The following is an 18,358-nucleotide window of genomic DNA, read 5'->3' as shown; positions in this document are numbered from 1 at the left end:
GCCAGTTAGCGCAAGCATGGCTGACGGCAGTATAAAGAGTGACACGAGCATACGCAGGGACGAATGGCACAACCATGAAGCTGATCAACACTTTTGCGACCGAGTTGCCCTGGGCCTGTGAGTCCGTGGCCCCCCAGCCGCTGCAGCAACCCCGGTTGCTTCATCTCAACCGGGCTTTGCTGGATGAGTTGGGGCTGGGAGGCGTCAGCGAGGCTGACTGGATCGCCTGTTGTGGCGAGGGAAAATTACTGCCCGGCATGCAGCCGGTGGCGCAGGTCTATGCCGGCCATCAGTTCGGGGGTTACAGCCCCCGGCTCGGGGATGGTCGGGCGCTGTTGTTGGGGGAGCAGCTGGCGCCGGATGGCCAGCGCTGGGATCTGCATCTGAAGGGGGCGGGTAAAACACCGTTCTCCCGTTTTGGCGACGGCCGTGCCGTGCTGCGCTCCAGTATTCGTGAGTATCTCGCCTCCGAAGCGCTCCATGCCCTCGGCATCTCCACCACCCGGGCGTTGGTGCTGGTGGGCAGCAGTGAGCCTGTCTACCGCGAACAGCTCGAGATGGGCGCGACCGTGCTGCGTACCGCCCCCAGCCATCTGCGCTTCGGCCATATCGAGTACTTCGCCTGGAGCGGGCAGGGGGAGAAGATCCCGCCGCTCATCGACTATCTGCTGCGCCACCACTTCACCGAGCTGGAGAATGGCGCCGAGCTGTTTGCCGAGGTGGTGCGCCGCACCGCACGGCTGATTGCCAAATGGCAGGCGGCGGGCTTCTGTCACGGGGTGATGAACACCGACAACATGTCGCTGCTCGGCTTGACCCTGGATTACGGCCCCTACGGCTTTATCGATGCCTACGAGCCTGATTTTGTCTGCAACCACTCGGATCCGGCAGGGCGCTACGCGCTAGATCAGCAGCCAGCGGTCGGTTACTGGAATCTGCAAAAGCTGGCGCAGGCACTGGCAGGGCATGTGGATGGTGACGCGCTGGCTGAAGCGCTGGCCCAGTACGAGCAGCAACTGATGCTGCACTACTCCGAACTGATGCGGGCCAAACTCGGGCTGGCGGTGTGGCAGGAGGATGACCCGGCGATGTTCCGCGAGCTGTTCCGGCTGCTTGCTGCTCACAAGGTGGATTACCACCTGTTCCTGCGCCGTCTCGGTGAGGTAGCGCAAGAGGGGGCCTGGCCCGCGTCTCTGCTGGCCCTGTTGCCTGATCCGCGCGTTTGGCAGGAGTGGCTGGAATGCTATCGGGCGCGGCTGGCGCGCGAAGGAAGCGAAGATGCCGTGCGCAAGGTGCAGATGGATGCCATCAATCCCAAGTATGTGCTGCGCAATGCGCTGGCCCAGCAGGTGATCGATGCCGCCGACGCCGGGGATATGCAGCCGTTCGAGCGGCTGTTCACCGCCCTGCAGCGTCCCTATGATGAACAATCCGAATATGAGGATCTCGCCACCCCGGCTCCGGCATGGTATTGCGGTGGTGAGCTCTCCTGCAGCAGCTGAGAGACTGGGAATGAGTTGGCAGATCAAACAGATAGATAGCGAAGCTGGCGTGGTGACGCTGGATTGCCCGGCGCTTGACTGGGACACGTTTCCGGTGTTGGCGCAGGCCTTGCTGCGAGAGTGGGAGCTACAGCCGCTCGAACAGGATGTGGGGGCGGACCGCCACAGCTGGCTGCTGGAGTTTGAAGGGAGTCAGTTCAGGCTGGAGTATGAACATTATAGCGGTTGCTGGCTGGAGGCGGTGCGCCCGGCGGATCGGGAGGTGCTGCTCTGGCTCGCCAGGCAACACAAGGGCTAATTATCGCCCGCAAGGCCTGCTCTGCTACTGGCCAATCCGGGCGAGCGCAATCGCATAAAGATTGAACTATCGGTTTTGGGGCGTATAATCTCGCCCCTCGATTATCGCCAATGGTGGCGGTATGGGTTCCCTAACCCCATTAACCAAAAAGGTCACAAGATGAATCTGACCCCTGCGCAGTACCAAACGGCGCTTGTTCGCCTGTCGTTGTTCCACATCCTGATCATTGCCAGCAGCAACTATCTGGTGCAGCTGCCGATCACCGTATTTGGCTTCCATACCACCTGGGGTGCATTCAGCTTCCCGTTTATCTTCCTGGCCACTGACCTGACGGTGCGGATCTTCGGTGCCGGTCTGGCGCGCAAGATTATCCAGACCGTGATGCTGCCGGCGCTGGTGGTCTCCTATGGACTCTCCGTGCTGTTCTTCGAGGGCAGTTATCAGGGCATGGGTAATCTGGCCGAGTTCAACCTGTTTGTGGCGCGTATCGCGCTGGCCAGCTTTATGGCCTATCTGGTGGGTCAGTTTATGGACGTGGTGGTGTTCAACCGACTGCGACTGATGAAAGCCTGGTGGGTTGCCCCAGCGGCTTCCACCCTGTTCGGTAATCTGGTCGATACCATCGCCTTCTTCAGCGTGGCCTTCTGGCGCACCACAGATCCTTTCATGGCAGAGCACTGGGTCGAGATCGCAACCGTCGATTACGTATTCAAGTTGCTGATCAGCCTTGGTTTGTTCGTGCCGCTCTACGGCGTCTTGCTGCGTTACCTCAGCCGGAAATTGGTGGGCGAGGCCGGATTATCCAGCCTGCAAACGGCCACCCGACAAGCCTGATGAGATTGACCACCCTTCACGGTGGTCAATTTTTTTGCACTTTCTGCAAATAGCGCTTGCTCATTTAAATGAGAATGATTATTGTTAACTTGTTTTCCGGGAAAGACTTCATTCGTTCCAACGTGATGGACTTCTTGTGAAGGCACGACATTGCTCACATTGCTTCCAGTTAAGGGCCAGTTTATCTGGCCCTCTTTTTTTGTCATTTTTCAGCAAGTTACAGGTATAAAAAACGGGAGCCAAGGCTCCCGTCGTCACTCTGTCTGTGGCTTACTCGATATCGAGTGCCTCGGGGGAGAGGATCACCCCTGTGGTATCGGCATAGAGGTGGTCATCGGGCAGGAAGGTCACGCCACCGAAGTTGACCGGCAGATCGGTCTCCCCCACATCCTTGCTGTCGGCTCCGACCGGAATGGCTGCCAGTGCCTGAATGCCGATATCCAGATCTTCCAGAATATCGACTTCGCGGACGCAGCCGTAGCAGACGATCCCTTCCCAATCGTTCTCCGCTGCTGTGGTGGCGATGTCGCTGTCGATCAAGGCGCGGCGCATGGAGCCACCGCCGTCGATCAGTAATATGCGACCGACCCCGTTCTCTTTAACGAGTTCACGGATCAGGCCATTTGATTCGAAGCATTTGACGGTGGTGATGACGCCGCCGAAAGAGGAGCGGCCACCGAAGGAGCAGAGCATGGGCTCAAGCACATCCACCATGTCCTGATAGATGTCGCACAGTTCAGAAGTATTGTATTCCATAGTGTCAAATCCACGGCTGGAAACAGGTGCAACCAGTATAAGGAGTGGGGGGGGCATTTCAATGAATATTCCTTGTACAGGCAACCCGCCGCGGCTTTTCTGCTTAAGCTCAATGCAGTTCATCCTTTGTCTGTGTGAGGTCCACCGTGCTGATCCGTCATAAGTTGATCCTGAATACCGTGCTGGTTGCTGTCGCCATGATGGTGCTGAGCGGCCTGTTTCTTTACTCCAGTCAGGTTAAGCGCCATCTGACTGATGCCCAGCGCCATGTGGACCAGCTGGAGATCGCCATGCTCAATTTGCGGCGAGCCGAGAAGGATTTCCTGATCCGCAAGGAGATGGATTTTGCCGAACGTTTCAATCAGGGGCTGGCCGATTTTCATCAGCTGGATCAGAACATGAGCAGCGATGACAGCCTTGCAGCTGCGCAGGTGGAGCTGGTTCGGCTGGATCAGCAGATGACGGCTTATGGCAAGGCCTTCAACGACTTGGTGGCACAGCAGCAAAAGATTGGGCTGGGGCCGGAAGATGGCCTCTATGGCAAGCTGCGGGCAGCAGTGCACGAGGTAGAAAATGGGCTCAAGCAACTGGATCAGCAGGGGCTGCTCATCACCATGCTGCAGCTGAGACGGGCGGAGAAAGATTTCATGCTGCGCTCCGACATCCAGTATCTGGATCGCTTCGAGACGTTGCACAAGGGCTTTCAGGATAGCCTTACAGCCCTACCGGAGGCGGATCGCGGCAAGCTGGAGCAGGCCAGCAAGCAGTACCGGCAGGATTTTGTTGCCCTGGTGCAGGGGATGCAGGTGTTGGGCCTGAAAGACGATGAAGGGCTGCGCAACCAGATGCGCGAACTGGTACATCAGACCGAACAGGGATTTGTTGCGGTCGACCGGCATATCGCCGACCAGCTGGAGCAACAGACCGCGCGTCTGAATCTGCTGATGCTGGTCTGCGGCGGCATCATCATAGTGCTGATCGGCACCATGAGCGTATTGCTGGGTCGCAGCATCGACCGCCCCATTACCCGGGTGAACGATACGGTCAACCGCATCCGCCAGGATAATGATTTGTGTCTCAAGATCGAGCTGCAGGGAACCGACGAGATGGCGCAACTGGCGGGCAATCTTGACGTGATGCTGGGCGGGTTCCGCAACCTGATCGGCGATGTGAAACAGAGCGTGCACACCCTGACGGAAGCGGCGGACCACCTCTCGGCCAACGTCAAACGCACCAGCGAGGGGGCGGCGCGCCAGTTGCAGGAGACCGACATGGTGGCGACCGCTTCCACCGAGATGGGATCCACCATCGAGGAGATCGCCCGCAACACCGAACAGGCGGCCAACAATGCCCAGGCCACCAACAACAAGGCGCAGGAGGGACGCACTGCGGTTGAGAGCACCGTCAGTCAGATCCGCTCGCTGGCGGGCAATCTGGAGATCTCGTCTCGAGAGGTGGGACAGCTACAAAAAGAGAGCGAGACCATCGGCTCTGTGCTTGATGTGATCCGCGGTATTGCCGAGCAGACCAACTTGCTGGCGCTCAATGCCGCCATCGAGGCCGCACGGGCGGGGGATCAGGGGCGCGGCTTTGCGGTGGTGGCGGACGAGGTGCGCAGCCTGGCGATTCGTACCCAGAAATCGACTCAGGAGATTGCCGGTATCATCAGTTCCCTGCAAAAACAGACCGGCAGTATCGTCGAGGTAATGGCGACTTGTCGTGAGCAGGGCAGCCGCAGCGCGGAGCAGGCCAGCACCGCAGGGGCGCTGCTGGGGCAGATCACCCAGGATGTCACCCTGATCATGGACATGAGCACCCAGATAGCGGCAGCCATCGAACAGCAGAGTCTGGTGGCCAACGAGGTGAACCGCAACGTCAACAACATCCGCGACATCGCCCAGGAGTCGAGCACCATGGCGGAGGAGAACGCCAGATCCAGCCAGGGCCTTAACGAGCAAGCTCAGCTATTGAACAAGGCAGTGGCGAAATACCGGGTTTAGTGATCGGATAGGTATCCTTGCGAGGTTTTTGTCCCTGAGTGGCAATGATTTGATCCTGATGGCTGTTATTGGGGGCATTCGCTCATATAATCGCCGCCATTATGATGATTCGGAAGGATTCGATGGCAAAGTTGCTGGTGGCTGCATTTGGGCTGCTCTGTTCTTGTCTGGTGTTGACAGGTTCGGCGCCCCAGGCTACTCCACTCAAGCCCGGCATGGAGCCGCTGCTCAGTTGGTTAAGCGGCGACTTTTCGAGCAAGGAGCAGGCTGGCTATGATAGCCGCTTTACCAGCGCCGAACTGCGGCTGAGGGAGATCTGGCCCGGCTATCAGGGGTATCGCTGGGTCTATGCCGAACAATACCTGACCCTGCGTTCCATCCGTCCCTTCCGCCAGCGCATCTACCGCTTCTCACCCGCCCCTGACGGGCGGATCCTGATGGCCGAACTGACCATGCCCAGGGCTATCGACTTTGCTGGTGCCTGGCGTCAACCCGCTTTGCTCGACAGTTTGACCCCGCAACAACTCTCACTGCGTCACGGTTGCGAGATTTGGCTGAGCCGGACGGCATCCGGTGAATACGCTGGTCATACCCGGGTGGGGCACTGTGCCACCGACTTTGGCGGCGCCAGCACGCTAGTGCAGCATATCTGGATTGGGCCGAATAGCATTCGACTGCTGGACCGCGCCTATGACAATCAGGGAGGGTCTCGCTGGGGCAGTCCGGGGGAAGGCTATGTCTATTTACGCAAAAGCAGCGAACGCGGACATTAGCACCGGGTATCCCATCGGCTGGGATACGAAAATTGCGGGCATAAAAAAGGCGCCGATAGGCGCCTTTTTCAGAATTTTTCAGAAGTAAGATTACTTCTTGGCAGTCAGGCCACCAAAACGCTTGTTGAACTTGTCTACGCGGCCGCCGCTAGAAACTTCTTTCTGCTTACCGGTGTAGAACGGGTGGCATGCAGAGCACACGTCCAGGTTCAGATCTTTACCCAGGGTAGAGAAAGTGTTGATGACATTACCGCAGGAGCATTTGCAGGTGATGGCGACGTACTCAGGATGAATATTAGCTTTCATGGACAACCTCAATTAATAGGCCGTGTCGCCATCCGATCTCTTGTCGGACACCACACGATTGTTGAACACAGTTTCAAAGGCTGCGAATAATATAGGAAATGCCTGAGATCAGGCAAGTGGCTTCGCAGAAAAAATAGGCAACCCCTGGTGAATTGTTCCCAAATGCTGGATCTGGTTCGTGTCGCTGTCCCGGTACCGTTACGCCGTCACTTCGACTATCTGTCCCCTCTGCCATTACCGGCGCCCGGTTGTCGGGTCGAGATCCCCTTCGGTCCGCAGACTCTTGTGGGTTTGGTGGTGGATCACCCAACCGAGAGTCAGGTGCCCCGCAACAAATTAAAACCCTTGAACAGGGTGCTCGACACGACCCCTGTGTTGGGGGCCGACATCCTCGCGCTGATGAACTGGAGCGCCAACTACTACCAGCATCCGCTGGGAGAAGTGTTGCCTCACGCCCTGCCAGTGCTGGTACGCAAGGGGGAACCTGCCGCCTATCGGGAGCTGGAGTTCTGGTTTGCCACCGAGGCGGGGATGGCGATCGACCTCAACGAGCTCAAGCGGGCGGCCAAACAGCAGCAGGCCCTCGCCCTGCTGCGCAAGGGGCCACAGACGCCATCCGCGCTCAAGCAGGAGGAGATCCAGAGTGCCGCCCTCACTGCGCTGGAGAAAAAGGGGTTGCTGGAGAAGCGCAGCCTGGAGCCCAGCCACGATAGTGACTGGGCAACCCGCTTTGATGCGGGGGAGGGGCTGCGCCTCAACAGCGAACAGGCGTTGGCGGTGGCGACGGTCATCAGCCAGAGCGATCTGTTCGGCGCCTTCTTGCTCGATGGCATCACCGGCTCCGGCAAAACCGAGGTCTACTTAAGCATCCTCGAGCCGCTGCTTCGGGCTGGCAAGCAGGCGCTGGTGATGGTGCCGGAGATCGGCCTCACCCCGCAGACCATCAACCGCTTCCGCCGCCGCTTCAAGGTGCCGGTGGTGGCGATGAACTCCGCCATGAACGATCGGGAGCGGCTCGACGCCTGGCTCGCCTGCCGCGATGGCGGCGCCGCCATCCTGATCGGCACCCGTTCTGCGGTGTTCACCCCGTTTCACAACCTCGGCATCATCATCATCGACGAGGAACATGACGGCTCTTTCAAGCAGCAGGACGGCTTTCGCTACCACGCCAGGGATCTGGCGGTGATGCGCGCCCATCGCGCTGGCATCCCGATCCTGCTCGGCTCGGCCACCCCCTCGCTGGAGACCCTGCACAATGCCAAAACCGGCAAGTACCACCACCTCAGCCTGACCCGGCGCGCCGGCAATGCCCAGACCGCCCGTCAGGTGATCCTGGATATCAAGAACGTGCGATTGCAAGCAGGGTTATCCCCCCAGCTGGAGCAGTTGATGGGGTCGCATCTGGCGGCGGGCAATCAGGTGATGCTGTTCCTCAATCGCCGTGGCTATGCCCCGTCGCTTATCTGCCACCAGTGTGGCTGGAGCGCTGCCTGCGAGCGCTGTGATGCTTGGTACACCTGGCATCAGGCTGGGCGACGATTGCACTGCCATCACTGCGACAGCGTGCGCCCGCTGCCCCACAGTTGCCCCGAGTGCGGCAGCAACGAGCTGATTGGCTCGGGAGTGGGCACCGAACAGCTGGAGCAGCTGCTCACCACGGTTTTCCCCCAATACCCGGTGGTGCGTATCGATCGGGACAACACTCGCCGCAAGGGAGAGCTGGAGACCCATCTCGGCGACATCAAGGCGGGCAAGTACAAGATCCTGATCGGCACCCAGATGCTGGCTAAAGGCCACCACTTCCCGGATGTAACCTTGGTGGGGCTGCTGGATGTAGATGGCGCCCTGTTCAGCGCCGATTTTCGCGCTGCCGAGAAGCTGGCCCAGCTCTACACCCAGGTGGCGGGTCGTGCCGGTCGCGCCAGCAAACCCGGGCTGGTGGTGCTGCAGAGCCACCATCCGGAGCATGCTCTCCTGCAGGATCTGACCCAGAACGGTTACGGCCACTTTGCCGATACGGCGCTGAAAGAGCGTCGTCTGCTGGGGCTGCCGCCATTTAGCTATCAAAGCTTGTTCCGGGCTGAGGCCACGGGCCGTGACGAGGTGCAGTTGTTCCTTACCCGCCTCGCCGATACCCTGCGCAGCGCCCGCTATCCCCATCTGCAGGTGCTGGGGCCCATCAGTGGCTTTATGGAGCGCAAGGCGGGCAAGTTCCGCATGCAGTTGCTGGTGCAGGGGCCGAACCGGGCACCGCTGGCCCAGTTGCTGGATTGGGCGGTGAAGGAGCTGGAGGGCTGGCCGGAGACCAAAAAGGTGCGCTGGAGTCTGGATATCGACCCCACCGAGCTGAGTTGATGGTGCCGGAGCCGGTCACTGGCAGTTTTCGCCAGCGACCGAGCGGATTATTCGGTTACAAGGTTCAGACCCGCAGATCGATCTGCTGCACCCAGCCACCCTTGCCCTGCTCGGTGAGGTAGAGGCCGGATTGGCGCAGCACCCCCTGATTGCCGCTCTCCCCCAGATGGGTGAAGGGGGTGTCGAGGGGGCGCAGCAGGATGGCGCCGATCCCCAGCTCGACCAGCGCGATGGGGGCGTGCTCCGGGTGCCAGAACTGCAGCGCTGAAAACTGGCTGTCCCCCTCGTCCAGTACCCCGTTGCCATCCTCATCCAGGGTTGCCAGCTCGCCAAAGCCATTGCCGGAGCGGGCGCCAAACAGCTCGCCGCCATCGTCTATGGTGCCGTTGCCATTGCGATCCAGCGCCACGAAGCCGCTCCCTTCACGCAGGCCTGGCAGGTTGTCCTCTTTGCCATCCTGATCGATATCGAAATTGACCCGCGCCTCGGTCAAGTCGGCGATCTTGCCATCCAGACTGAGCACCAGCGGATCCTTGAGGGCATTAAGGGTGGTGCGCCGCTGACTCACCTCCAGCTGACGCCAGTCGATCACAAAGCCGAGATCCAGCTGCAGGGTCTGGCCATCCTGAGTCGCTACGTTGGCTGACGCCACCACCTTGAGCTGCTCCTGTTGCAGCAGGGTGTCTGTCACCTCCACCAGTTGATCCGGCTCGGCGGCCTGAGCGGCGGCGGCTCCTTGCATTACCCCTTCGCCTTCCTCTGCGGCGGGTTTGATCGGCTTGGGCAGCTCGATTTCGTGACCCAGCATCGCTTCAATCATCAGCTTGATCAGCCGCTGGCGGTTATCCAGCCCGTCATCGGGAATGCCGTTATCATCCTGTTTGACATCGGTTGCCGGGGGCGGGGCTGGCATCGCGCCAGCCTGCGGGCTGGTGGCAGCGCGGTTGGTGGCTTGCAGCGTCAGGGCGCTGGCCTGCATCAGGGTGAGATTGGTTCGCGGCTCGTCAGATGAGGTGGCGCGTGTGCGGTTATCTGGCGGGTTGATGGCGGGGGGCACGGGCCCGAGGTTGCGCACCTTGCGGCTCTGGGCCTGTTGTTGCCGGTATTGCACCTCCCCCTGGAGGTCGTAGTGATCGATGCGCATACATTCGCCCTCGGCGCTATACATCTGGTCAGTTATCGACCAGCCAATGAGCAAGGCTTAACACCAAATCGGACTAATCACGGAAGTGGTTAGTACTATGTCACAAGGTGGCGGCGTGGCAGGATGATGGTCATGCGGGTGGTAGCCCGTTTGCCCAATCGCAGGGCGCAACATGTGAAGAGGAAGATAGGATGAGAAATTGTCTGGTGATGGACGCGGCGGACTATGGTGGATTCCTGTCTGGTGCCCCTGGCATTGCTGATGGTGCGCTGGTGATTAGCTGCGAACATGAGGAGCGCGTGAATGCGTAACTGTCTGGTGATGGGGGCGGCAGGATATATCGGTTCCTATCTGGTGCCCCACCTGCAAACCCTGGGCTACAGGGTGATTGCCGGGGCACGACGCCCTTGCCGCCTGCCGGAGGGGGTGGAGTTTCGCCTCGCCGACAGCCTCAAGCCCATCACCCTGCTGCCTGCGCTGGCGGGCATCGATACCGTCTTCTATCTGGTGCATGCCATGGGGGCGGGGGCCGATTTTCACCGGCTGGAGCAGCAGGGAGTGAAGAATTTTGCCGCCGCTGCCCGTGCCGCCGGGGTGCGTCGCATCATCTATCTGGGGGCGATCCAGCCCGAGCAGTGCAACAGCCGTCATCTCAACTCCCGCCGCCACTGTGGCGAGCTGTTTCGTGACTCCGGCGTGCCGACGGTTGAGCTGCGCTCTGGCATCATTATCGGGCCCGGCTCGGCGGCGTTCGAGGTGATGCGGGATCTGGTGTTCAACCTGCCGCTGATGGTGACACCGAAGTGGGTGCGCTCGCGCACGCCCCCCATCGCCCTCTCCAACCTGCTGCACTATCTGGGCGGGCTGGTGGAGGTCGACGAGGTGGATGGCCGCATCTTCAACGCAGTCGGCCCGGAGCTGCTCAGCTACCAGCAGCAGTTGCAGAAGTTCGCCGCCCATATCGGCAAGCGCGGCCCCATCATTCCCATTCCGTTTCTGAGCCCGCGTCTCTCCGCCTGGTGGCTGCAGTTTGTCACCTCGGTGCCGCAGCCGGTGGCCAAGGCGCTGGTGGGGGGGCTCAAGCACGATATTCCGGCCGACGATGGCCCATTGCGATCCCTGCTGCCGCAAACCCTGCTCAGCTTCGATGAGGCGCTGGCGGAGAGTCTGGCGCTGGAGCAACGACTCGGTGCCGAACAACAAGGCCAGCAGACGCCCCTCGGCCTGCGCTGGCGCCATCCCGAATATGGGTTCTACGACCGTACCGCCAGTGGCGATGCCATCTGTCTCGCCTCGCCCAAGGTAGTGTGGGAGGTGTTGCAGCAACTGGGGGGTGAGCAGCGTTACTTCTACATGAATGAGCTGTGGGTGGTGCGCGAGTGGATGGATCACCTGATCGGTGGTCCGGCCCGCACCCGTGGCCGCAGCAACCCGGATCAGTTTGTCAAAGGGGATATGCTCGACTCCTGGCAGATCCTCGGGGTGGATGAGGGGCGCAGGCTCGATCTGCTGTTCAACATGAAAGCCCCCGGCGTGGGTCGGCTGGAGTTCATTATTGTGCCGGAGGAGTCTGGCCTGACCCGGCTCAAGGTGACGGCCCACTGGCATCCGCAAGGGGCCTGGGGGCTGGCTTACTGGCTGGCCATGCTGCCGTTCCACCTCTTCATCTTTCAGGGGATGACCGAGGCCATCGCCAGACAGGCGGAGGCGAAAGCCGGCATTCCCGTGATGGATTGAGGGCGGGCCGCGCCCTCGTCCTATCGCCGAACCTTACCCATGCTAGACAGGAGCCGGGGCTGAAACGCCTTTCGGCTCCTTCTCTTATGCCTCTTTTATATTGTCATTGCTGCCTGGAAGACTCGCTCCTGCTGCCTTGCAGCCCGATATAGATGTGCGTCTTTCGACAAAGACTGGCATCATGCCCCGGTATTTATGCAATTCAGGTGTGTAACTAATTAATAAAGAAGGGATTATGAAGAAAAAACCGTCAATTCTGGGGGGCGCCTGCATCATTGCCAGCGTCTGCGTGGGAGCCGGCATGCTCGGTCTGCCGAGTTCGGGGGCTGGCGCCTGGACTCTCTGGTCGGTGCTGGCACTGACCGTCACCATGGTGATGATGACGCTGTCTGGCTGGATGCTGCTGGAGTCGTTCCAGCACTACGATATGCGGGTTTCCTTCAATACCGTGACCCGCGAGCTGCTGGGGGAGAAGCTTAATCTTCTCAACAACCTCTCGGTCTACTTTGTTGGCGGTATTCTGATTTACGCCTACATCACCTCCTCCGGCGCCATCTTGCAGGGGATTCTGGGGATCGACAGCAAGCTCGCTTCAGTGCTGTTCGTGGCGATCTTCTCGCTGGTGGTGTGGCACTCGACCCGCGCCGTTGACCGCATCTCTGTGGTGCTGATCGCCTTCATGATCCTCAGCTTCGCCCTCGGTGTAGCCGGTCTGCTCGGCAGTATCAAGCTGCCGACCCTGCTCGATCTGGCGGGCAGCGAGAGCCGCTACGCCCCTTATGCCATGGCGATGCTGCCGGTGGCGCTCACCTCGTTTGGTTATCACCACTCGGTCGCCTCCCTGCGCGCCTACTACCAGAACGAGCAGCAGGCCCGATGGGCCATTCTGGGGGGAACCCTGATCGCGCTGGCGCTCTACGTGCTCTGGCTGCTGGGGATCTTCGGCAACCTGCCCCGTCAGGATTTTGCCCCCGTGATTGCCAAGGGGGGTGATGTGAGTGTGCTGCTCTCCGCGCTCTCCGGGGTGATCGAATCGGAGAAGGTGGCCAGCGCCATCAACGGCTTCTCCATGGCGGCCATTCTCTCCTCCTTTATCGGGGTGGGGCTCGGGGTATTTGACTATCTTGCTGATCTGTTCAAGTTCGACAGCAGTCGCGCCGGTCGCAGCAAGACCTGGGCGGTTACCTTCCTGCCGCCGCTGGTGCTTTCGCTGCTCTTCCCGTTCGGTTTCCTGCTGGCCATCGGCTATGCCGGTGCCGCCGCCACCATCTGGACCTGCATCATCCCGGCGCTGCTGGTGTTGCGTACCCGGGCGCGGGCCGAGCGCGGTGAAGTGACCCCCCACTTCGTCACCCCCGGCGGCAAGCTGATGGCCTGGCTGCTGATCCTGTTCGGGTTGGCGACCGCGTTGTTCCACTTCCTATCGATGGCGAATCTGCTGCCGGTCTATCTGGGCAACTGAGTCAGGTCTACAGAACTGACAGAAAGGGCGACAAGGCCAACTTGCCGCCCTTTTTTTGCCCAACTTTTTGCCTCATATAGCAGCATCTATAACTAAAGTGGTAGGTGTGGGCGGGGTAAGTTACTGAAATAACTGGTCTGATCTGGTTGGCAGCAGCATGATCTGCTGGGCATGCCCACTGCTTTCTTTTATGATCCCCGCCCTTCTGCGTGTCCCCTGTCGGCACCTCATTTGCACCAACCACATCGGGGTCCCCCATGTCCGATCTGCGTCAACAAGCTCTCGATTACCACGCCCAGCCCGTACCCGGCAAAATTGCCATTGCCCTGACCAAACCCGCCGAAACCGCCCATGATCTGGCGCTGGCCTACAGCCCGGGTGTCGCCGAGCCGGTGCGCGAGATCGCCGCCAATCCGGCCGATGCCTACCGCTATACCGGCAAGGGCAATCTGGTGGCCGTCATCTCCAACGGCACCGCCATTCTGGGTCTGGGCAATCTGGGGCCGCTGGCCTCCAAGCCGGTGATGGAGGGCAAGGCCCTGCTGTTCAAGCGCTTTGCCGGTATCGACGCTATCGACATCGAGGTGAAGCACGAGACCAGCCAGCAGTTCATCGACACGGTGGCGGCCATCGCCGATACCTTCGGTGGCATCAATCTGGAAGATATCAAGGCGCCGGAGTGCTTCGAGATTGAAGAGGCGCTGATCGCGCGCTGCGACATTCCGGTGTTCCACGATGACCAGCACGGTACCGCCATCGTCACCGCCGCCGGTCTGCTCAACGCGCTGGAAGTGCAGGGCAAGCTCATCAGTGACAGCCGCATCGTCTGCATGGGGGCGGGGGCTGCCGCCACCGCCTGTATGGATCTGCTGATCAAGTGTGGCGCCAAGCCGCACAACATCTTCATGCTGGATCGTCAGGGTGTCATCCACACCGGCCGCACCGATCTCAACAAGTACAAGCAGCGTTTCGCCAACGAGACCCCGCTGCGTACCCTGATGGATGTCATTGCAGGGGCGGATGTGTTTGTCGGCGTATCCGGCCCCGATGTGCTGCCCGCCGAAGCGGTCGCGCTGATGGCACCCAACCCGGTGATCTTCGCCTGCTCCAACCCGGACCCGGAGATCAAACCGGCGCTGGCCCACGCCGTACGCAGTGACCTCATCATGGGGACCGGTCGCTCCGACTACCCGAACCAGATCAACAACGTGCTCTGCTTCCCCTTCATCTTCCGTGGTGCACTCGATGCCCGCGCCAGCCGCATCAACGATGCCATGAAGATCGCCGCGGTCGAGGCGATCCGTGGTCTGGTGAAGGAGCCGGTGCCAGCCGAGGTGCTGACCGCCGCCGGGGTGAGTACGCTCACCTTCGGCAAGGATTACGTCATTCCCAAGCCGATGGATGCCCGTCTGCTGCCACGGGTTGCCCGCGCCGTGGCGCTGGCGGCGGTCGCCTCCGGCGTTGCTCGCACCGAGCTGCCCGCGGACTACATGCTGTAATCCGGCGTTGCGAACGGCCCCTTTATCGGGGCCGTTTTTGTTGCGGCATCCCGTGACAACCCAAGGCGCAGCCTGTGCAGCAAATGGGCGGATATGGCGGCAATCCCGGTTCAAAGGTGGTCAAACAGCGCTCCCCTCTGACACAATGTCTGCATGACGATGCTTACGAGAATCAAGATGCAGCAGCAAATCAGCGGCCGTTTGGCCCACGCCCTCTCCTTTGTGCGCCATGATGGTCGCCACTTCGCCCAGTTTGTTTGGGGCCGTTTCCAACAGGACAGATTGACGGTCACCGCCGGTTATCTGGCCTATGTCACCCTGCTCTCGCTGGTGCCGATGATCGCCGTGGTATTTGGCATGATGTCCGCCTTTCCGGTGTTCCAGAGCCTCAAGCAGGAGATGGAGCAGTTCGTCTACCACAACTTCGTGCCGACCGCCGGGGACATGCTCAAGGAGTACATCGACGGCTTCGTCGCCAACGCCACCAACACCACGGCGGTGGGGATCGGGGCGCTGGTGGTGGTGGCGCTGATGCTGATCTCCGCCATCGACAAGAACCTCAACTACATCTGGCGCTCGACCCAGAGCCGCCCGCTGGCGCAGGCGTTCGCCATGTACTGGATGATCCTGACCCTGGGGCCGGTATTGATTGGCGCCAGCATCGCTATCTCCTCCTACATCTTCTCGTTGCGGCTGTTTGGCGCCGAGAGCCTGTTCGGCATCGGTTATCTGCTGCTGCGGGGCTTGCCGTTCCTCTTCTCGGTGCTCACCTTCCTGCTGGTCTATACCGTGGTACCTAACTGCAAGGTGCGGCTGATCCACGCCTTTATCGGCGCGTTGCTGGCGGCCACCCTGTTCGAGCTGGCCAAGCGTGGCTTTGCCATCTACATCACCAACTTCCCCTCCTATCAGGCCATCTATGGCGCGCTGGCGACCATTCCAATCCTGTTTGTCTGGGTTTATCTCAGCTGGCTGGTGGTGTTGTTCGGCGCAGAAGCCACCGCCTGCCTCGGCGAATACGAGAAACCGGCCAGCGAAGAGCTGGGCTGAGCGGCATCATCCCGATCCTGTTTGTCTGGGTTTACCTCAGCTGGCTGGTGGTGTTGTTTGGCGCAGAAGCCACCGCCTGCCTCGGCGAGTACGAGAAACCGGCCAGTGAAGAGCTGGGCTAAGCCATCGCCTTGGCCACCGGTTTATTGGTAGCATCGACGACCGCCCCTGTGAGGGGGCGGTCGTTCTGTTTTCAGAGGAGAGGGATGTGATTGCATTGATTCAGCGGGTCAGCGAGGCCAGCGTGACCGTCGAGGGCGAAGTGACCGGTGCCATCGGTCAGGGGCTGCTGGTGCTGCTCGGGGTGGAGCAGGGGGATGATGAGGCCAAGGCCGACAAGCTGCTGCACAAGGTGAGCGGCTACCGGGTCTTCAGTGACGAGAATGGCAAGATGAACCTCAATGTCAGCCAAGTGGGCGGCAGCCTGCTGGTAGTCTCCCAGTTTACCCTGGCGGCTGACACCAAGAGCGGGATGCGCCCCAGCTTCTCCTGCGGCGCTCATCCGAGCGAGGCCGAGCGGCTCTATGACTACTTTGTGGCCAAGTCTGCTGCCAGCGGCATCCCGACCGCCACCGGCCGTTTTGCCGCCGACATGAAGGTGGCGCTGGTCAACGACGGCCCGGTCACCTTCTGGCTACAGGTCTGAGGATGTTTCATCCCGTGGCGTGACATGGACGATCACGTTGATGAGCCCCGCGACCGGATAGGGGGTTGCGGGGCCAATCCACTGTTCGATCAGCGTCAGGGCGTGGGTTAGCTCCAGTTCGGTGCGTGGCAACAGGTTGATCACCAGAGTACCGCAGAGGCGGGGAGCCAGCGCCCGGTAGAGCCGCTCCTGAAACAGCAGCAGCGGGTTGCCATCCTGACTGAAGAGATCGAGCAGGATGAGGTCGTACTGCTGCTCGCTCTGCTCGAGAAAGGCGAGAGCATCGGCCTGATGGAGTGCCGGAGCGGCTTGCTCATCGCGCTCCTGATGCTGGAAAAACTGCTGATAAACGGTCAGCACCTCTTCGTCGAGGTCGACACACTCGTGGTGGGCATCGGGCCAGCGCTGGTGTAGATGGCGGGTGAGATCGCCGCCCCCCAGCCCCAGTTCGAGGATCCGGGTGGCCTGTTCTGGCAGCAGGCAGGCGATGACCCGCTGATGGGGCAGACAGAGGACGGCCGGGTCGGCGAGCAACATGGCGGATTGCACCACGCCGTCTATCTCCAGCCAGCGATGCTGGCTATTTTCCTGTACCGTGAGGCGGCGCTGGGGTTTGACGCTCAGGTGCAACAAGTGATCGGCTTGGTACGCTTGCAGATTGAAGTCCATGAATTTGCACGGCAAGATGGTTTCCGGCCAGTGTAACTCAAGGATGAAACTATGTACCGGGTAGTCACGCCCCAAACGGCAGCGGAGCTGGGTACTTACTGCAGGCTGCGCTGGGAACCTCTGCGTAAGCCCTTCAATCTGCCAGTCGGCGCAAACTCAAGGATGAAACTATGTATCGGGTAGTCACCCCTCAGACTGCAGCCGAGCTGGGTACTTACTGCAGGCTACGCTGGGAACCTCTGCGTAAGCCCTTCAATCTGCCCGTCGGCGCACACTCAAGGATGAAACTATGTATCGGGTAGTCACCCCTCAGACTGCAGCCGAGCTGGGTACTTACTGCAGGCTGCGCTGGGAACCTCTGCGTAAGCCCTTCAATCTGCCAGTCGGCGCAAGCTCAAGGATCGCTTTATGTACAGGGTAGTTACCCCCCAAACGGCAGCCGAGCTGGATGCCTACTACCAGTTGCGCTGGGAACTTCTGCGTAAGCCCTTCAATCTGCCGGTCGGTTCCGAGCGGGACGAATACGACACGGTTGCCATTCACCGGCTGATGCTGGCACCCGATGGTACCCCCATCGCGGTGGGCCGCCTCTTTATCGGCGGCGACGAGGCGCAGATCCGCTTTATGGCGCTGCGTCCCGAATATCGCGGGCAGGGGCTGGGGGCCCTGATGGTGGAGGATCTCGAGCAGCTGGCCCGTAGCGAGAAGGTGAAACGGCTGGTGATGAACGCCCGTCAGGAGGCGGTGGAGTTCTATCGCAAGTGCGGTTTTCTCGAAGTGGGGGGCGGCCCCGTCTCCTTTGGTCGCATTCCCCATCGCCAGATGATCAAATCCCTGAGCCCGTTGCAGACCATCCAGTACCGCCCTGAGTGGTGTCAGGATCTCACCACCCGCTGGTCGCGCGGGGTGCCCATCAGCGAGAAGATGGGGATGCACATCAGCCACTACGACGGCCAGACCTTCCACCTCAAGGCCAATTTGACAGCCAACTTCAACGTGCACGGCAGCATGTTTGCCGGCAGTGTTTACAGCCAGTGCGTGCTGGCGGGTTGGGGGCTGATCTGGCTGCAACTTAAAGAAGAGGGGCTGGTGGGCGAGCCGGTGCTGGCCGAGAGCACCATCAAATATCATGGCCCGGTCGATGAGGAGCCGGAGGCACGGGTTGCCCGCGAGGGGATGCCCGCCGTACTGCAGCCGCTCAAGCGGGGCGAGCCGGTTTCCTTCAGCCTCAAGATCCAGCTGTTCAGCGGCAGCAAGTTGGCAGCTGAGTTCTGCGGCCACTACGTGGTGCAGCCGCCCCGCCGTCCGGGCCAGTAACTGCGTCGTT

At 60.6% G+C, this 18,358-nt stretch carries 16 protein-coding genes and 1 pseudogene; 13 read left to right on the top strand and 4 right to left on the bottom strand.

Features of this window, described 5'->3' with window-relative positions; translation table 11 throughout:
* The first annotated feature begins 74 nt into the window (after window positions 1–74).
* From BN1135_RS01635 to BN1135_RS01625, 3 genes are all read left to right on the top strand, one after another.
* A complete protein-coding gene (locus tag BN1135_RS01635; RefSeq protein ID WP_042018322.1) occupies window positions 75–1,502 on the top strand; it encodes a protein adenylyltransferase SelO in 1,428 nt (475 codons plus the stop codon).
* 10 nt (window positions 1,503–1,512) lie between these two features.
* The gene (locus tag BN1135_RS01630) at window positions 1,513–1,800 is read left to right on the top strand and encodes a DUF3630 family protein (protein ID WP_042018320.1); all 288 of its coding nucleotides are present in this window, start codon (window positions 1,513–1,515) and stop codon (window positions 1,798–1,800) included.
* A gap of 159 nt (window positions 1,801–1,959) precedes the next feature.
* Window positions 1,960–2,634 (top strand): 7-cyano-7-deazaguanine/7-aminomethyl-7-deazaguanine transporter, encoded by a 675-nt coding sequence (locus tag BN1135_RS01625; RefSeq protein ID WP_042018319.1) that lies wholly within the window; start codon window positions 1,960–1,962, stop codon window positions 2,632–2,634.
* A 270-nt stretch (window positions 2,635–2,904) separates the two neighbouring features.
* Here the strand turns inward: BN1135_RS01625 and rraA are convergent, their stop codons facing one another.
* Entirely contained in the window at window positions 2,905–3,390 is a 486-nt protein-coding gene (gene rraA, locus BN1135_RS01620; RefSeq protein WP_042018316.1) for a ribonuclease E activity regulator RraA, read from the bottom strand.
* Window positions 3,391–3,536: 146 nt separating this feature from the next.
* Here rraA and BN1135_RS01615 point away from each other — a divergent pair, with 146 nt between their 5' ends.
* Window positions 3,537–5,390: a methyl-accepting chemotaxis protein gene (locus tag BN1135_RS01615; protein WP_042018313.1), complete on the top strand. Its 1,854-nt coding sequence runs from the start codon at window positions 3,537–3,539 to the stop codon at window positions 5,388–5,390.
* Between the two features lie 122 nt (window positions 5,391–5,512).
* Window positions 5,513–6,163, top strand: a complete 651-nt coding sequence (locus tag BN1135_RS01610; RefSeq protein WP_042018312.1) for a chromophore lyase CpcT/CpeT — start codon at window positions 5,513–5,515, stop codon at window positions 6,161–6,163.
* Window positions 6,164–6,253: 90 nt separating this feature from the next.
* On the opposite strand, the gene rpmE is transcribed toward BN1135_RS01610, so the two are convergent.
* The gene (gene rpmE / locus BN1135_RS01605; RefSeq protein WP_033129027.1) at window positions 6,254–6,469 is read right to left on the bottom strand and encodes a 50S ribosomal protein L31; all 216 of its coding nucleotides are present in this window, start codon (window positions 6,467–6,469) and stop codon (window positions 6,254–6,256) included.
* 147 nt (window positions 6,470–6,616) lie between these two features.
* Between rpmE and priA the strand changes: the two genes are divergently transcribed.
* Complete coding sequence (priA, locus tag BN1135_RS01600; protein ID WP_139245174.1) at window positions 6,617–8,824, top strand: primosomal protein N'; 2,208 nt, start codon at window positions 6,617–6,619, stop codon at window positions 8,822–8,824.
* 64 nt (window positions 8,825–8,888) lie between these two features.
* Here the strand turns inward: priA and BN1135_RS01595 are convergent, their stop codons facing one another.
* Complete coding sequence (locus BN1135_RS01595; protein ID WP_042018307.1) at window positions 8,889–9,992, bottom strand: hypothetical protein; 1,104 nt, start codon at window positions 9,990–9,992, stop codon at window positions 8,889–8,891.
* 279 nt (window positions 9,993–10,271) lie between these two features.
* Between BN1135_RS01595 and BN1135_RS01590 the strand changes: the two genes are divergently transcribed.
* The 5 genes from BN1135_RS01590 (at window position 10,272) to dtd (ending at window position 16,362) form a co-directional block, all read left to right on the top strand.
* Window positions 10,272–11,705 (top strand): DUF2867 domain-containing protein, encoded by a 1,434-nt coding sequence (locus tag BN1135_RS01590; protein WP_042018304.1) that lies wholly within the window; start codon window positions 10,272–10,274, stop codon window positions 11,703–11,705.
* A gap of 235 nt (window positions 11,706–11,940) precedes the next feature.
* On the top strand, window positions 11,941–13,167 hold the full coding sequence (locus tag BN1135_RS01585) for an aromatic amino acid transporter (protein WP_042018302.1): 1,227 nt from the start codon (window positions 11,941–11,943) through the stop codon (window positions 13,165–13,167).
* Window positions 13,168–13,424: 257 nt separating this feature from the next.
* Window positions 13,425–14,666, top strand: coding sequence for a malic enzyme-like NAD(P)-binding protein (locus BN1135_RS01580; protein WP_042018301.1), 1,242 nt, complete (start codon window positions 13,425–13,427; stop codon window positions 14,664–14,666).
* A gap of 177 nt (window positions 14,667–14,843) precedes the next feature.
* Window positions 14,844–15,716 (top strand): virulence factor BrkB family protein, encoded by an 873-nt coding sequence (locus tag BN1135_RS01575; protein WP_042018299.1) that lies wholly within the window; start codon window positions 14,844–14,846, stop codon window positions 15,714–15,716.
* A 208-nt stretch (window positions 15,717–15,924) separates the two neighbouring features.
* On the top strand, window positions 15,925–16,362 hold the full coding sequence (dtd, locus tag BN1135_RS01570; RefSeq protein WP_042018298.1) for a D-aminoacyl-tRNA deacylase: 438 nt from the start codon (window positions 15,925–15,927) through the stop codon (window positions 16,360–16,362).
* On the opposite strand, the gene BN1135_RS01565 is transcribed toward dtd, so the two are convergent.
* Window positions 16,351–17,031 carry a spermidine synthase gene (locus BN1135_RS01565; RefSeq protein ID WP_042018297.1) on the bottom strand — a complete coding sequence of 227 codons (681 nt, stop codon included), beginning with the start codon at window positions 17,029–17,031 and terminating at the stop codon, window positions 16,351–16,353. The genes dtd and BN1135_RS01565 overlap by 12 nt on opposite strands.
* Before the next feature lie 51 nt (window positions 17,032–17,082).
* Between BN1135_RS01565 and BN1135_RS22695 the strand changes: the two are divergent.
* Window positions 17,083–17,184 (top strand): annotated as a pseudogene (locus BN1135_RS22695) (GNAT family N-acetyltransferase); the annotation flags it as partial.
* A gap of 255 nt (window positions 17,185–17,439) precedes the next feature.
* Window positions 17,440–18,348: a bifunctional GNAT family N-acetyltransferase/hotdog fold thioesterase gene (locus tag BN1135_RS01560; RefSeq protein ID WP_042018296.1), complete on the top strand. Its 909-nt coding sequence runs from the start codon at window positions 17,440–17,442 to the stop codon at window positions 18,346–18,348.
* The last annotated feature ends 10 nt before the right edge of the window (window positions 18,349–18,358 follow it).

It is taken from the genome of Aeromonas sobria (assembly GCF_000820145.1).
Taxonomy (GTDB): Bacteria; Pseudomonadota; Gammaproteobacteria; order Enterobacterales; family Aeromonadaceae; genus Aeromonas; species Aeromonas sobria.
Note: the sequence above shows the minus strand (reverse complement) of the source record. Positions and strands in the feature narration are given on the sequence as shown.

Excerpts from the sequence above, each read along its gene's own strand:
- BN1135_RS01635 (WP_042018322.1), top strand. The coding sequence starts at position 75 with ATGAAGCTGATCAACACTTTTGCGACCGAGTTGCCCTGGGCCTGTGAG.
- BN1135_RS01630 (WP_042018320.1), top strand. The coding sequence starts at position 1,513 with ATGAGTTGGCAGATCAAACAGATAGATAGCGAAGCTGGCGTGGTGACG.
- BN1135_RS01625 (WP_042018319.1), top strand. The coding sequence starts at position 1,960 with ATGAATCTGACCCCTGCGCAGTACCAAACGGCGCTTGTTCGCCTGTCG.
- rraA (WP_042018316.1), bottom strand. The coding sequence starts at position 3,390 with ATGGAATACAATACTTCTGAACTGTGCGACATCTATCAGGACATGGTG.
- BN1135_RS01610 (WP_042018312.1), top strand. The coding sequence starts at position 5,513 with ATGGCAAAGTTGCTGGTGGCTGCATTTGGGCTGCTCTGTTCTTGTCTG.
- rpmE (WP_033129027.1), bottom strand. The coding sequence starts at position 6,469 with ATGAAAGCTAATATTCATCCTGAGTACGTCGCCATCACCTGCAAATGC.
- BN1135_RS01595 (WP_042018307.1), bottom strand. The coding sequence starts at position 9,992 with ATGTATAGCGCCGAGGGCGAATGTATGCGCATCGATCACTACGACCTC.
- BN1135_RS01590 (WP_042018304.1), top strand. The coding sequence starts at position 10,272 with ATGCGTAACTGTCTGGTGATGGGGGCGGCAGGATATATCGGTTCCTAT.
- BN1135_RS01585 (WP_042018302.1), top strand. The coding sequence starts at position 11,941 with ATGAAGAAAAAACCGTCAATTCTGGGGGGCGCCTGCATCATTGCCAGC.
- BN1135_RS01580 (WP_042018301.1), top strand. The coding sequence starts at position 13,425 with ATGTCCGATCTGCGTCAACAAGCTCTCGATTACCACGCCCAGCCCGTA.
- BN1135_RS01575 (WP_042018299.1), top strand. The coding sequence starts at position 14,844 with ATGCAGCAGCAAATCAGCGGCCGTTTGGCCCACGCCCTCTCCTTTGTG.
- BN1135_RS01565 (WP_042018297.1), bottom strand. The coding sequence starts at position 17,031 with ATGGACTTCAATCTGCAAGCGTACCAAGCCGATCACTTGTTGCACCTG.
- BN1135_RS01560 (WP_042018296.1), top strand. The coding sequence starts at position 17,440 with ATGTACAGGGTAGTTACCCCCCAAACGGCAGCCGAGCTGGATGCCTAC.